Source organism: Paenibacillus sp. 01T424, from assembly GCF_056398745.1.
Genome location: NZ_JBFTPZ010000021.1, coordinates 41,297 through 56,255, shown reverse-complemented (window position 1 = coordinate 56,255; position 14,959 = coordinate 41,297). Strand labels below are relative to the sequence as shown.

Genomic DNA, 14,959 nt, shown 5'->3' with positions numbered 1-14,959 from the left:
AACTTTAAATCTATGCATGGGATTAAAAAATACAACGTAATTTAACCGGTTTATAATGATCATATGTTTAAAATATGAATTCATGAGGTGCTTAATATGTCTATGAATGGTCAACTGCGTAAAGATTGTCTCCCTGTACAAGAAGATGTCACATTTTTTGCTGAAAATGGTTACTGGATTTCGCCTATTATTTTCTCTGAGGATGAGCTAGCGGAAATCGTCGCGCATCAGGATCGTCTATATCGCGGCGAATACGAGACTGGAAAAGCACCGGTATGCAATTGGCTGGAAGGACAGGATAATCCGCGGGCTCTGAGGAAAACAGATAATTCGCATTGGTCAGATCTGACACTTCGTAACGTAGCAGTAAACGCTACAATCGGAGGAATTGCCGCTGCCTTGATGGAGACGGAAACGATAAGGTTGTTTCATGATCAGCTGCTGTATAAACCAGGAAGAGGTACAGGCAAGGAAACAGCAAATGTAGGCTGGCATCAAGATTACGCTTACTGGCAATGCTGCGCGGGTCCGACGCTCATTACGGCTTGGGTTGCATTTACGGATGTGGATCTATCGAATGGCTGTATGCAGATGGTGCCGCGCAGCCACCAGTGGGGCTTGTTGAATGTAAATGATTTCTTTGAGCAAAATTTGGAGAAGCAGCAGCAAGCAATGGACATCCCGGAAAATGAAAAGTTTTCAACGGTACCTGTTATAATGAAAGCCGGGCAAGTAAGCTTTCATCATGCATTGACCATCCATGGAAGCGGGCCTAATACGAGTGATCAAGCACGCCGCTCAATGGCGGTTCATCTCATGACGGGTGAAACCAAATATAAATATGATGCTAAGGGCAATAATCATTTTAATGCACAGATGATGAACGGCAGAGAGGGAGAAATATACGAGGGCGAAGCTTGGCCTGTATTGTATACTACAAAAAACGAATTGTAAGGCAAGGGAGGCGCTTTTTAACGGCTGCCTGCCTATACTTTTGTAGTAGAGTAAGTATATAATCAATACTATAAACTTCGTTAATAAGATGATAAAAGTACGCCATTTATGGCGTATTTTTGTTTTTTGCTAATACTTGGCTGCATATAACATTTGATTTTTGATCGCGTTTGACAATAGGCAACAATATGAATTAATTTTAATAAAAAGAGCGTGAGTTTTGATCACCCTATCAGGCTGAGATTGGAGAATTTCAAATGTATCGCAATTTAGAAGAATGTGTCATTGATTTAGAGAAAAACGGACATTTGGTTCGTATAAAAGAAGAAGTTGACCCGTATCTTGAGATGGCTGCTATCCATATGAAAGTTTATGAGGCTGGCGGTCCAGCGCTGCTATTCGAAAATGTAAAAGGCTCTAAATTTCGGGCAGTTTCTAATTTGTTCGGAACGGTAGAGCGCAGCAAATTCATATTCCGCAACACTTGGGAATCGGTGCAAAGTGTGATGGAGCTGCGCAATGATCCCATGAAGGCATTAAAAAATCCGTTTAAGCATGTCAGAACCGGTTTGGCCGCTTGGAAAGCTCTTCCGGTTAAGAAGTCGGGCAGTCTGCCAGTAACTGCGCAGGAAATACAAATTTCGGATTTGCCGCTTATTCAAAGCTGGCCAATGGATGGCGGTGCATTTGTAACCCTGCCTCAAGTCTACACGGAAGATCCAGACAAGCCAGGAATTATGAATTCAAATTTGGGTATGTATCGTGTACAGCTGAGCGGCAATGATTATGAAATGAACAAAGAAATTGGCGTGCATTATCAGATTCATCGCGGCATCGGCGTGCATCAAGATAAAACGAATAAAAAGGGTATCCCTTTAAAAGTAAGCTGTTTTGTAGGCGGCCCTCCAGCACATACGCTTGCAGCTGTTATGCCGCTGCCGGAAGGGCTGACAGAGATGACTGTTGCCGGAATGCTGTCAGGACACCGTTTCCGCTACAGTTATTTGGATGGGTTCTGTATTAGCAACGATGCTGATTTTGTTATAACAGGAGAAATTCATCAAGGCGAGACGAAGCCTGAGGGACCATTTGGTGATCATTTGGGGTATTACAGTCTTACTCATCCTTTCCCTGTCATGAAAGTTCATAAAGTGTACGCGAAGCCGGGAGCGATTTGGCCATTTACCGTTGTTGGCCGTCCGCCGCAAGAGGATACAGCGTTTGGAGAGCTCATTCATGAGCTGACAGGTGATGCGATTAGACAAGAAATTCCTGGTGTAAAGGAAGTGCATGCTGTAGATGCAGCGGGTGTTCATCCTCTGCTTTTTGCAATAGGCAGCGAACGGTACACCCCGTATCAGCAAGTGAAACAGCCGGCAGAGCTGCTCACCATTGCTAATCGGATTTTGGGTACGGGACAACTGAGTTTGGCCAAATACCTTTTTATTACAGCTGAAGATCAAAGGCCGCTGGATTCACATGATGAAGTGGATTTTTTAACGTATATACTAGAACGTATCGATCTTAGCCGTGACATTCATTTCCATACAAATACGACGATTGATACACTCGATTATTCGGGTACGGGATTAAACAGCGGCAGTAAAGTAGTCATCGCAGCATATGGGGACAAAAAGAGAGACTTATGTACAGAAGTGCCCGATGTTTTCAAAGAAATAAGCGGATTTGAGCATGCGCGTATGGTCATGCCGGGAGTTGTAGTCATCCAAGGCTCTACATTTATGAGTTATGCCAGTGCTAAGCAGGAAATGCAATTGTTATGTGATGCTATACAAGAAAAGGGAGCTCTTTCTTCATGCCCTATGATTATAGTAGGTGATGATAGTCATTTCATTAGCGAGACGATTAAAAACTTCCTATGGGTTACCTTTACGCGCAGCAATCCATCACACGATATGTATGGCGTGAATAGTCATTATGAGAACAAGCATTGGGCTTGTGACAATTTGATTATTGACGCTCGTATTAAACCGCATCAAGCACCGCCATTAATTCCAGATCCTTCGGTACTGAAGAGCATCGAGCGATTATTTGTTAAAGGTGCCAGCTTGGGTGGTTTGAACATATAGCTTTACAACACACGACACGCCTTTTAAGGCGTGTTTTTTTTGTCATTTTAAGGCCATTTTTGAAACCATCCTCACCAATTTTGTTTGCAAAAATCAATAAAATGATCGAATTTATCATAAAAGCCTGTGAAAGTATAAAAAATCGGGTTTTTATTATATAGTTTCAACATTTTGACAGAGTTAGAATGTAAATGAGCCTAATGAACGGCATTTGCTGCTGAAGATGCAGGACGCTTCAGTACTAATTTGCAAAAATTATATCAATTTATTATGGGAGGATGAGCATGTCGCAAGCAACAACGAAGGTAAAGTACACAGCGACTCCGCCGGAGAACAGCCCGAGAAAAAAAACCTTTTTCAACCGCCTGATGAAGCAAATGGATGTGCAATTGATGGTGTGGCCGGGTATTTTGCTGATATTCGTATTTGCCTATATACCTATGTATGGTGTATTGACGGCGTTTATGGATTACAACCTTTTTACGGGATCGAGAATATTCGATAACCCTTGGGTGGGCTTTAAACATTTTGAAGCGTTCCTTACTGCACCTGATATCGCTACGGTCATGAGAAATACACTTGTGATCAGCCTTTTAAAGCTATTAATAGGTTTTCCAGCACCGATTATATTGGCGCTAATGCTTAATGAAGTCAGGCATATGGTGTTTAAGAGAGTCGTACAAACGATTACATATCTACCGTATTTCATGTCATGGGTTATTGTAGGCGGCATGGTTATGGCGTTGCTTTCAACTGAAAACGGCAGTGTCAATATGCTGCTTGAAGGTGTTGGAGCGATAGATGAACCGGTCAACTTCCTGTCCCTAAAGGAATACTTCTGGGGCATACTGGTTTCGACCACGGTATGGAAGGAAATCGGCTTTGGCTCGATTATTTACCTTGCTGCAATCGCAGGTGTAGATCCGCATTTGTATGAAGCCGCAGATATTGATGGAGCCAGCAAGTTTAAGCAAATTTATCTCATTACGATACCAACGATTATGCCGGTTATTATCATCTTTATGATTCTAGCAATGGGGAATTTATTAAGTGCTGGTTTTGAAGATATTTTGATCCTTGCCCAGAATCCAATTCTAAGACCGGTGTCGGATGTTATTGATACTTATGTATATCGGGTCGGCCTGCAGAATGGGAAATTTTCTTACGGTGTTGCAGTTGGTTTATTTAGAGCAGTGATCAGCGTATTGCTCTTGACGGCGGCTAACTACCTAGCCCGTAGGTCCGGCAACGGCTTATGGTAGAACATTACTTCATAACTGGGGGCGAAATCAATTGACTTTCAAGCGTTTGAGCTATAACGACCGAGCTATGGTTGTATGCATATATGTATTCCTCATTTTGTTAGCTTTCTCCGCATTGTATCCGTTCTGGAATACACTCGTTGTATCGTTGAATGAAGGAACAGATACAGCCAAAGGCGGCATTACATTTTGGCCAAGGATGTTTACATTTGCAAATTATGAAATTGTTTTTCAAGATGACAAAATTTTAAATGCATTTTACATTTCCTTTAGCCGAACGATCATTGGAACCATATCAGCAACATTTTTGACAGCATTGCTCGCGTATGGCATGTCCAAAAACTATTTAATGGGTCGTGGCTATTATTCCTTTTATTTCATCTTTACGATGTACTTCGGCGGAGGGTTGATTCCAACTTTTCTATTGATTAAATCACTCGGTTTGATGAACAGTTTCCTTGTTTACATTATTCCCGGTCTAATCAGTGTATGGAACATGATCGTATTCCGAACCTTCTTCAAAAGCTTGCCAGTGGGATTAGAAGAGTCGGCTCAAATTGACGGCTGCAGCAACTGGGGAATATTTTTCAAAATGGCGCTCCCGCTGTCTATGCCAGTAATCGCCACACTTGGTTTGTTTACAGCCATTGCCCATTGGAATGATTGGTTTGCGCCATCGATCTATGTTTCTAATCAAGATTTGCTGCCTATTCAAACGATATTGCGGAAAGTATTGAACTCTAATGTTCTAACGGATGCGATCGGAAATGACAGTATTGCTAGTGAGAAAATGGCATCGAAAGCCCTTACCTCCAAATCTCTTATTAGTGCAATGATTATGATTGTGTCTCTTCCCATTATCGCTGTATATCCTTTTCTTCAAAGATTTTTTATGAAGGGTGTTATGGTTGGATCTCTAAAAGAATAGCTTGTTGACCAGCGGTTTAAGGCGAATGTCGCTTTGGACATATATATTAATCATGAGAGGGGTAAAATCAGCATGAAGAAAATGAAAAAGCCGCTGTTAATGGTAGTCTCTGCGGTGTTTCTACTGGTAACTGTACTTGCAGGATGCAGCAATTCGGGGGGCAATGATCCAAAACCAGCAGCAACAGATTCAGCAACGAACACAAATAAAGGGAGTGAGGCTACAGACGCTCCAGCAGATCAAGCATGGGTATTTGGTTCTAGCCCGATTGAATTCTCAGCTTATACGCACTACAGCTGGCAAGATTTTCCTGACACCATGGATGCAAACCCTTTTTGGAAATACCTGAAAGAAAATAAACAAGTAACGATCAAACCGATTCACGCAAAAGGGAACTCTGCACAGCTGATGCAGACCTTTATGGCTGACTCTAGTCAAATGCCAGATGTTATTTATGGTGATCGTTACAATCCGGATATTGAAAGACTTATTGCAAATGATCAGCTCGTAGCGCTTGATCCTTATCTTGATAAGTATCCGAATTTGAAGAAATATCTTAATCCTAAGTCCATGGAACTTCTTCGTTCCGCGGATGGCAAGCTGTACAAATTCCCTAACTGGTACACAGATAAACCAACTAGTACAGCTGGTTATGTAGTGAACAAAAAAGTGTATGCTGAGCTTGGATCGCCAGCACTTGAAACATTTGATGATTTGTACGCATACCTAAAATTAGTAAAAGAGAAATACACTGATATGATTCCATTGGAACTGGATCGTGGTTCTGAAATTCAAGGACAAGGCGTTGTTTACGCAGGATTTGGTGAAAACAACCTCTACAAATCATTGAGCAGCGATGTACAAGGCGTAATCAAAGAGGATAAGCTCGTTTCATTCTTTACAGATCCTTCTTTCCGTGAGTCTCAAAAATACCTTGCAAAATTGTACCGTGAGAAGCTAATCGCACAAGATTGGTGGACACAAACAAGAGATGTCGTTGCGGAAAAAATCGTAACTGGTAAAGTAGCTGTTTATGCAGGATCAGGCGTTACTACGTTTGCTTCACGTGGAGATTCTGAGCTTAGAAAGGCAGATCCAAATGCTGGTTATTTCATGATTTGGCCTGTTCGCAAAGCTGGACTTGATAAGAACAAAATCTTTGCAGGTGGTTACGATGCACTTGGTTGGAACGTTGTGACGATTACTAAACATGCAAAAGATCCAGAAAAAATCTTCGCAGCACTTGATTGGATGACAGGACCTGAAGGTATGACAATCTCATTCTTCGGACCTGAGGGCGGCAACTGGAAAGGTTTCGATGAAAATGAACAACCAATCTTTACTGAAAACTACAATGAAGAGGAAGTAACAGCAATTCAGGCTGCAAACGATGTTGTTCACATCGTAGGAAACGTATCGTATATCGACCCAGCAAAATTGAAATACGTTAATTCACTGCCATTAGAAAAACAAAACTGGGCAGCACGTTGGCAGAGAGATATTACTTGGCCGTCATCTAATGATACAACAGCGCTTACCAACATTAATATTGAGCCGGATTCTCCATACGGTGATACCAGACAACAAATTGTTGATCTTACTCTTGAGACTCTAGCAGAATCAACTACAGCTAAGAGTGATGCAGATGTTGATCGTATTCTAGATGCAGCTGAGAAGAAAGCTAATTCGTATAAATACAAAGAGCTTCTAGAATGGCGTACTGAAAGATGGCATGCTAACAGAACTATTCTTGGAGAATAATAAGGTTTAATAGTGAAAGAGATCATCCCAAGGGATCCATTTGGATCACTTGGGATATCTCTGTATTTTTGGTTATACTTAACTTTTATATATATAGCTTGCATTTATTTTGATATTATTAAAGGGAGATTTTTCAAAAAATGCTGSTCATATAAGGGGTGCTTGGTCAGTGTACGCGAAGAAAGAGAGGTTCCTGCGGTTCATGTTGGTCTATTTCATTGTTAGTATGCTTGTCGCCTGCAGTGGAGTAGACAGTAAACCAGTTCCAATAACTGATGAGGGAACAACGGAAGAAATACAAATAAATCTACCTCCCGATCAGCTCTATGAACTAGGCAAAGAAAGGCTTGATATTTCTTTTTATGGTCACTACAGTTATTATTCGATGCCGCAGTGGGGCGCAGATCCCTCTTCGAAGTGGATTAAGGATAATCTTAATATTCACATCAAAGGAATCGACGTAGAAGGAAACGGAAAGCAGAAGCTTCGAAAGATGATTGCCAGCAAGCAGCTGCCGGATATCATTTGGGGTGATCGCGGTTATGATCTGGAACGTTTGCGTGAAGCGGGCTTACTCGTACCGCTCGATAACTATATAGATAAATATCCAAATTTAAAAAAATGGGCAGGCACTAAAATTTTAGATTTGCTTCGAGCACCAGATGGACATATTTATTATTTTCCAAATTATTACACTAATAAACCGTACGGCAACGCAGGTTATGTCGTTAATAAACGAATATATCGGGAATTAGGTTCCCCTAAGCTATCTACGACAAATGAGCTTTATGATTACCTCAATAAAGTAAAAGCCAACTATCCTGACGTCGTACCTTTTGAAACAGGAATTGCCAGTGAGGGGCAAGGAATTGATCAATTATTTTCCGCTTTCAAGGAAAATAATTATAGCTTTACTCGCTACTACGCTGTAACGAGTGGAGATAAGATGACATCGATCTATAAAGATGAAGGATTTCGCGAGTCGGCATTATTTGTAGCAAAGCTTGTGCGTGAAGGATTGATTACCTCGGATGCTTGGACCCAAACGGATGATCAGGTAAGTGAGAAGCTTATGAGCGGTAAAGTGGCGGTTTATGCCAGTGCGGACCCTATGCGTCAAGTGATGTTGGCTAATGCAGAGCTTGTAAGGAAAAATCCGGAGGATGGTTATATCTTTATCGATCCTATTTATAAGGAAGGATTGGATCCGAATAAGATTTATCCTGGCACATACAATGTGCTTGGCTGGAATGTCTCTACAATAACGACAAGCGCAAAAAATCCAGAAGCGATATTCGCTATGCTGGATTGGATGACAGGGCCGGAAGGTTCTGCTGTTCAGATGTGGGGCCCGCCGGGGCCAAACGGGTACTGGGATGGCTTCAAAGAAGATGGAATAACGCCAAAATTTACGAGCAAATACACATCAGACCCGGATGGGCTGAGTGAAATACAAGCAATCTCTGGCGAGTTGATTTGGGTTGGCAACACGGTATATCTCGATCAAACCAAAAGCGATTATGAAAAAACATTGCCTGAGGACAAGCGAAACTGGTCTACATATTGGCAGCAAAAGGTAACTTGGGAATCTCAGGGGGATGCAACACCGTTTATCAATTTGCAACCGACACCAAATTCTGACGAAGGCAGAATCTTTGCGCGGGTGAAAGAAATATGGTTAAGCGCGCGCTCATATGCGATGTACGGGCAAACGGATGAAGAGGTATTAGAGATATTGGATTTAGCGCATAAGGATTCGATGGAATCAGGTTTTCAAGAATATTTAGATTTTATTACGTCGAAGTGGCAAGAAAACTTAAAAGTATTAAATCAAGAGTAACGTAAATTTGTTAACTTGAAGGAGCTGCTCTTATGTATAAGGTATTGTTAGTCGATGACGAAGAACTCGATCTGGAAGGAATGAAACGGTTTATTCCTTGGTCTGAGCTTGGAATGGAAGTGAAGGGCAGCGTAAATAATGCATTATCAGCATGCGAAATAATAGATGAGCAGCCCATCGATATATTAGTCAGCGATGTTAATATGCCTTATATGTCAGGACTTGAGCTTGCCCGAATTGCACTCGAACGCAAACCTAATATGCGTATTATATTCGTTAGCGGCTATCAGGAGTTCAGCTACGTACAGCAGGCGTTATCTTTAAAGGCTTACAATTATGTACTAAAGCCAATGGATGACAATGAATTGGTGTCGTCTTTGTTAAAGGTGAAGCAGGATCTTGATGAGGAGAACAAGCAGCGTGAAGTGGAAGAAGCCTATCAACAAATGATTCCGATTGCCAAAAGCGACTTTTTGATTCATGTGTTGGAAGGATTGGAAACAACGGAGGGCGTTTCCATGTCCAAGCTGATTTTACACTATGGCTTCGATCAATTGAACTGGCCTATCCGTGTTGCGATTATGGAACTGGATAATCAGTCGTTGAGACAAACCGAGAACGCATCTTCACAGAGAGAATGGTCGCGCAACTCTCTTCAAATTGTACATGAAACGATTCAAAAGATAGGCATGCTGCCATACTGCAAGCTGTCATCTCAACGCATTGCTATATTGCTGGAAGACAAAGCTATTGGTCAAACCGTCAAAACGTTATGCAATGCGCTTTCGCAGCATCTAACGGTATCGATAACAACCGGCCTCGGTGAAGCAGTTCATTCGATAGAAAAGCTGCAAGTATCCTACCGACAAGCGATAGAAGCTGTTGAAGGCAAGATGTTTCTTGGAAAAGGGGATATCATCAAATATGAAGAGGTCAGAGCGGAACCAGGCATGCTGGACGCTCGGATTCTGGATACACGAATGAAAGCACTATTAAAGGCTATGGAAGGATATGAGCTTGTTCGGATTTACGACGAATTCGAGAACTTGTTTGCATCGGCTTCTAGTCTTCGCTCCAGATTTACTGTTCATCATATGACCAGCTATATTATATGGAAGCTGGATCAATATTTAAGTGAAATGAATGAGGATTTATTTGAACTGCTAGGTATTGATATTCACCATCTCGAAGTTTTAATGCAATTCGAAACGATTAACGATATACGTTCATGGCTTGTAAAGCTCTTATATGAAATTTCTGAACGACTGCAGAAGAAAAACGTCATGAAAGACAGCAAGTTTATACGCAGCGTCACGAAGTCAATTAAGGAGAGGATGAGTGAAAATATTACCCTCAAAGATATGGCGCTGCAGTTTTCTTTCTCGCCTAGCTATATGGGGTTTTTAATAAAAGAAAAGTCAGGTCATACCTTCAATGAACTGCTCGTGCATCTGCGTATGGAGAAAGCATGTGAACTGCTCAATCAACCCGGGATAAAAATTTATGAAGTTGCCGATCAGGTTGGTTATCGTTATCTTCCCTATTTCAGCCGACAATTTAAGGAGAAGTTTGGCATGACACCTATGGAATATCGGAAGAGAGAGAATTGATCAATAATGGGGGAGCTTTAGATGAAAATAGTCCGGGAGAATAGAAAGAGACTCGGATATATGCCGATCGGATACAAGCTTATGCTGTCCTATATGATCTTTATCGTTATTTTGGTCGTTGTCAATTTCTATGTGTCTCATTCGATGTATGACTCTTCCATGCGTAAGCAGACGCGTATGAATATTGAAGGAACGATGGAGCAAATGCGCGACAACGTGAAGTATAAACTAGATGATATTGTCCGAATATCGTCTACACTCTATGATGATTATAATCTGGTTCAGAGCATTCGAGTTGATGAAATAGGCATTGCCAATTTAAATCGAATGAATCAGATCATTAGCCCAAAGCTGGAAAGCGCCTCGAAATCTATTGGGATGAATTTAAGGTTGTCTGTCTACTTTCATAATAAAACGGTGAACCAAATTTATGAGAATAGATGGAAGAAAGACAATGCTGCCGATAACGATGAATCCAAAGAGCAAACCTATGATATTTATCATATGAGCCGCATTCAGGATAAGTTATGGTACACATCCATTCCAAAAGAAGAATACGGCGTGACTATGGAGTGGAAACAGGTTGAAGAGGATGTACGAGATCATCGTATTTCAATGATACGACGTATCGTCGACACCGATAATCCATTGGAAGTTGAAGAGCTGGCTATTATGCGGTTTAGCGTTCAGATGAAGGAGCTGTTTAATAGCGTTGACTTCTCGAAGCTTGGCGACGGCAGCATGCTGTCAGTCGTGGATTCTACGGGGTACGTTATTTTCTCCTCTGGGCAGCTTCCGGAAGGCTCAACCAAACCAGTTTCGAAAATAAACAAAAATGTATCGACAAATGAAAATAGCGATAAGCAAGAATACTTAAGAATAGAAGAAAAATTGCTCAATCAGAATTGGACATTAGTGGCGCAAGTTCCACTTACCATTATCGAGCAGGAAGCTGCGAAGGTACGGGCATTTATTATTTTCATCTGCGTACTAAGCTTTGTTTTGTTAACGTTTGCGGGTGTCTTTATTTCACGTTATTTCTCCAAACGAATTTTGAAATTTGTATCGGTGTTGAATGCTTTCCGCGAGGGGGATTTGCATAAGCGAATTGCCTACAGAGGGAAGGATGAATTCTCTCAAATTGCAAYGGCGCTAAACGGAATGGGCGAGGATGTAGAGGCATTAATTAATAAGGTATATTTGACGCAGCTTCAGAAAAAAGAGGCTGAGCTGGAAATGCTGCAGCTTCAGATCAATCCGCACTTTTTATACAATACCCTTTCATCGATCAACCAGCTGGCAAAATTCGGGGAAAATGAAAAACTGCAAAAAATGGTGTTGGAGCTCGCGAAGTTTTATAGACTTACGCTGAATTCAGGCCGTACGATGATTCCAATCGCAGCGGAGATGGAGCAGGCCAACGCATATGTAAGCATACAGAAGGTGAAGTACGGGAAACGTCTGGAAGTATTATTCGAGATTGATGAGAATATATGGCCTTTTGAGACGGTGAAGCTTATTTTGCAGCCTTTCATTGAAAATACGCTTAAGCACGCATGGAGCGGAGATCGCATTCATATTCGGATTGTTACCTATATGGAAGAAAACACAGTGCATTATAAGATAATCGACGACGGGTTCGGAATGCCGCAGGAGCGAATTGATGAAATATTCAGCGGGCTAGATAAAGGGAACATTGGATATGGGATTCGAAATATCGATCAGAGAATCAAGCTTCACTATGGTTCAGAATATGGGGTTTCCATATTCAGTCGTATAGGTATTGGAACAACTGTCCATATAAGGATTCCAGCAAGGAAAAGGAATCTTATTATTCAAGAATGCATTCCAAATATTGCAGGATAAACAACGAAAAAGCCGCGTCCATTAGGAAGCGGCTTTTTACTTATTAAATTTATTTTCTGGATAAGCGAGCAGTTGGATCAGAAGATATGCATACTTTTGCCGATGGGATAAGAAGTAAGTTTGCTCCTGCTCCGTTATGATCATTTTATAGCAATACACCATTTTATTGGAGGCGATATTGATGGCGATATCTACATTGACGGAGCAAGAAGTACAGTTTTATAAGGAAAATGGTTATGCGCTGCATAAGAAACAGTTGTTTAGCGCAGATAAGATGACAGAGCTGACTAATATTTTTGAGGAGCAATGGGAGCTTGTGGGCCGGAAGCTGAACAGCGAGCTCGATACCCCGCATTTCCGTGATGAGCGACTACTTAAGTTTCTATTAAGCGATGAAGTGCTTGATCTGGTAGAGCCTTTAATTGGTCCTAACATTGGCTTGTGGTCTAGTCATTTCATCTGCAAAGAGCCGCTTATTGGCAAGCAAACGCCATGGCATGAAGACTCCGCATATTGGAACGGACGACTTAGCCGATTTGATAACATTGTGACCGTATGGCTGGCTATTGACCGCAGCTCTAAGGAAAATGGCTGTATGCGCGTCATCCCGGGAACGCATAACAATGGTTTCTCGGAGTACGAGCAGGTGGATGGCAATGACAACATTTTTGATACGGAAATTCGCAATAAGGATGAGTCAAAGGCCGTTTATTTCGAGCTTGAGCCAGGCGAGTGCTCTGTCCATGATTCTCGCATCATACATGGTGCAGCTCCTAACAAAAGTGAATTCCGCCGCTGTGGTTATACGATGCGTTATTTCTCAACGGATGCGCAAGTCTATACTGAAAAGAACCGTGGTCATAAAATCTGGCTAGCGCGTGGAAAAGATTTAGCCGGCAATCCTTTTGTCAATGTATAATAGGCTTAACAAAAGGGGGGACAGGTATTGGAATTGAGACGAATAAAAGCGTTGTGGGGAATGCAGGGTAGCTATGAGGAGCTTTTGACATATGCAGCAGAAGCAGGTTACTTTGGAATAGAAGCGCCGCTGCCGCCTGCCTCTGAAGAAAAGTCCTTTAAAGCGGCATTGGAAACAAATAAGCTGGCCTTCATCGCGCAGGTAAGTACACATGATGACCATCTCGATAGCTTCGAGAAACAAGTCATGCGAGCAACGGATTTTAATCCGCTGTTTATTAACTCGCAAAGCGCTAGAGACAGCATGTCAGAAGCGGAGCAGGATCGTTTTTTTGAAGGAGCACTTACAATTGAAGCAAGGTCTGGCCTTCAGGTCGGGCATGAAACCCATCGCAGCCGAGCGATGTTTACACCATGGACAACTGCAAGATTGCTGAAGCGTTTTCCTGACTTGCGCATCACTGCAGACTTCAGCCATTGGGTGAACGTATGTGAGTCGCATCTGGATAATCATGCGGATGAGCTTGCTCTTGCTATTGATCGCAGCATACATGTTCATGGCCGTGTCGGATTTCCACAGGGACCTCAAGTGCCACATCCTGGCGCACCTGAATACGCATCGGAGCTTGCTTTATTTACAGGCTGGTGGCAGCGGATATTTATGAAGCAAGCTGCGAAGGAAAGAGCTTGGACAACTTTTACAGCAGAGTTTGGTCCACCGAATTATATGCCGACGGTGCCTTTTACCAATAAGCCTATTGTTGATTTAATAGAAGTAAATCAATGGATGACCGATTTTATGGCTGCCAAATATGCCGAATGGTTTGACCATTAAAAGTCTGATAGGGGGAAATCGTCATGAAGTATGAATTAACGCCTGAGAGATTGCTTGGTAAAAACTTTTTGACCTTGTCATCCCCCTATAAGATTTTCAAACATGTGATCGATAACAAAATTGCTGCCCATTGGCATGATTTTTTTGAAATGGGCTTTGTTGTGTCTGGTACAGGAACTCATGTTATAAACGGAGAGCCTTTTCCTTTAGAGAAAGGAATGACTTTTCTGCTGACAACGGCAGATTTCCATGAGATCATCCCAGATGAAGGACAAACGATTCATTTGTTTAATCTTATTTTTGATGAATCATTTATCCGCCCAGAGCTGACAGAAATGTTATTTGAACAGGTATCGCTTCATTTGCATACTTTTCGTGACGAAAGTGCTAGTGAAATTGAAATGGAATTTACTCGGATTTGGAATGAATCACAGATGTGGCAGCTAGGCAGCAGCATGCTGGTGCAGGGAAGTTTTGAGAGAATACTCATCCATCTCTATAGAAATAACGGGCATCAGCGCTTGCTTGACGACTATGTAGCCATTAGCGCAATCCCTTCTTCCATTAGAAAGTCGATCATCTTTATTCAACACCATTTTCGAGAGCCGCTTTCATTAGATGAAATAGCGAGATATGCTGGAATATCAGCCAATTATTTTAGCGAATGCTTCAAAAAGCATACAGGTACATCATTTCAAGAGCATCTACAAGGAAAAAGGCTTCAGTTCGCCTCTGCATTGCTCAGCAGTTCAATCTTGCCGATAACGGAAGTATGTTATGCCGCGGGCTTTAATACACTGCCTAACTTTGAACGAGCGTTTAAAAAAAAGTATGAGAAATCACCTCGAGAGTTTCGGAGAAAATATATTCGGCCATAAATGTGACGTATAAACCT

Annotated in this window: 11 protein-coding genes; all 11 read left to right on the top strand. The window is 41.8% G+C overall.

Annotated features, from left to right (window positions below):
• Positions 1-96 precede the first annotated feature (96 nt).
• The 11 genes from AC1DPK_RS17085 (at position 97) to AC1DPK_RS17035 (ending at position 14,942) form a co-directional block, all read left to right on the top strand.
• On the top strand, positions 97-954 hold the full coding sequence (locus AC1DPK_RS17085; protein ID WP_477511083.1) for a phytanoyl-CoA dioxygenase family protein: 858 nt from the start codon (positions 97-99) through the stop codon (positions 952-954).
• A 257-nt stretch (positions 955-1,211) separates the two neighbouring features.
• Positions 1,212-3,044, top strand: coding sequence for a UbiD family decarboxylase (locus tag AC1DPK_RS17080; RefSeq protein WP_441885357.1), 1,833 nt, complete (start codon positions 1,212-1,214; stop codon positions 3,042-3,044).
• A 284-nt stretch (positions 3,045-3,328) separates the two neighbouring features.
• Positions 3,329-4,306 carry an ABC transporter permease gene (locus AC1DPK_RS17075; protein WP_441885359.1) on the top strand — a complete coding sequence of 326 codons (978 nt, stop codon included), beginning with the start codon at positions 3,329-3,331 and terminating at the stop codon, positions 4,304-4,306.
• A gap of 67 nt (positions 4,307-4,373) precedes the next feature.
• Complete coding sequence (locus AC1DPK_RS17070; RefSeq protein ID WP_076270966.1) at positions 4,374-5,234, top strand: carbohydrate ABC transporter permease; 861 nt, start codon at positions 4,374-4,376, stop codon at positions 5,232-5,234.
• 72 nt (positions 5,235-5,306) lie between these two features.
• Positions 5,307-6,995: a type 2 periplasmic-binding domain-containing protein gene (locus AC1DPK_RS17065; protein ID WP_441885361.1), complete on the top strand. Its 1,689-nt coding sequence runs from the start codon at positions 5,307-5,309 to the stop codon at positions 6,993-6,995.
• 202 nt (positions 6,996-7,197) lie between these two features.
• A complete protein-coding gene (locus AC1DPK_RS17060; protein WP_441885407.1) occupies positions 7,198-8,835 on the top strand; it encodes an extracellular solute-binding protein in 1,638 nt (545 codons plus the stop codon).
• A gap of 32 nt (positions 8,836-8,867) precedes the next feature.
• The gene (locus AC1DPK_RS17055; protein ID WP_441885363.1) at positions 8,868-10,445 is read left to right on the top strand and encodes a response regulator; all 1,578 of its coding nucleotides are present in this window, start codon (positions 8,868-8,870) and stop codon (positions 10,443-10,445) included.
• 21 nt (positions 10,446-10,466) lie between these two features.
• The gene (locus tag AC1DPK_RS17050; RefSeq protein ID WP_477511082.1) at positions 10,467-12,311 is read left to right on the top strand and encodes a sensor histidine kinase; all 1,845 of its coding nucleotides are present in this window, start codon (positions 10,467-10,469) and stop codon (positions 12,309-12,311) included.
• Between the two features lie 181 nt (positions 12,312-12,492).
• Positions 12,493-13,230: a phytanoyl-CoA dioxygenase family protein gene (locus tag AC1DPK_RS17045; RefSeq protein WP_477511081.1), complete on the top strand. Its 738-nt coding sequence runs from the start codon at positions 12,493-12,495 to the stop codon at positions 13,228-13,230.
• A 27-nt stretch (positions 13,231-13,257) separates the two neighbouring features.
• On the top strand, positions 13,258-14,064 hold the full coding sequence (locus tag AC1DPK_RS17040; RefSeq protein WP_477511080.1) for a sugar phosphate isomerase/epimerase family protein: 807 nt from the start codon (positions 13,258-13,260) through the stop codon (positions 14,062-14,064).
• 23 nt (positions 14,065-14,087) lie between these two features.
• Positions 14,088-14,942: a helix-turn-helix transcriptional regulator gene (locus AC1DPK_RS17035; protein WP_477511079.1), complete on the top strand. Its 855-nt coding sequence runs from the start codon at positions 14,088-14,090 to the stop codon at positions 14,940-14,942.
• Positions 14,943-14,959 lie beyond the last annotated feature (17 nt).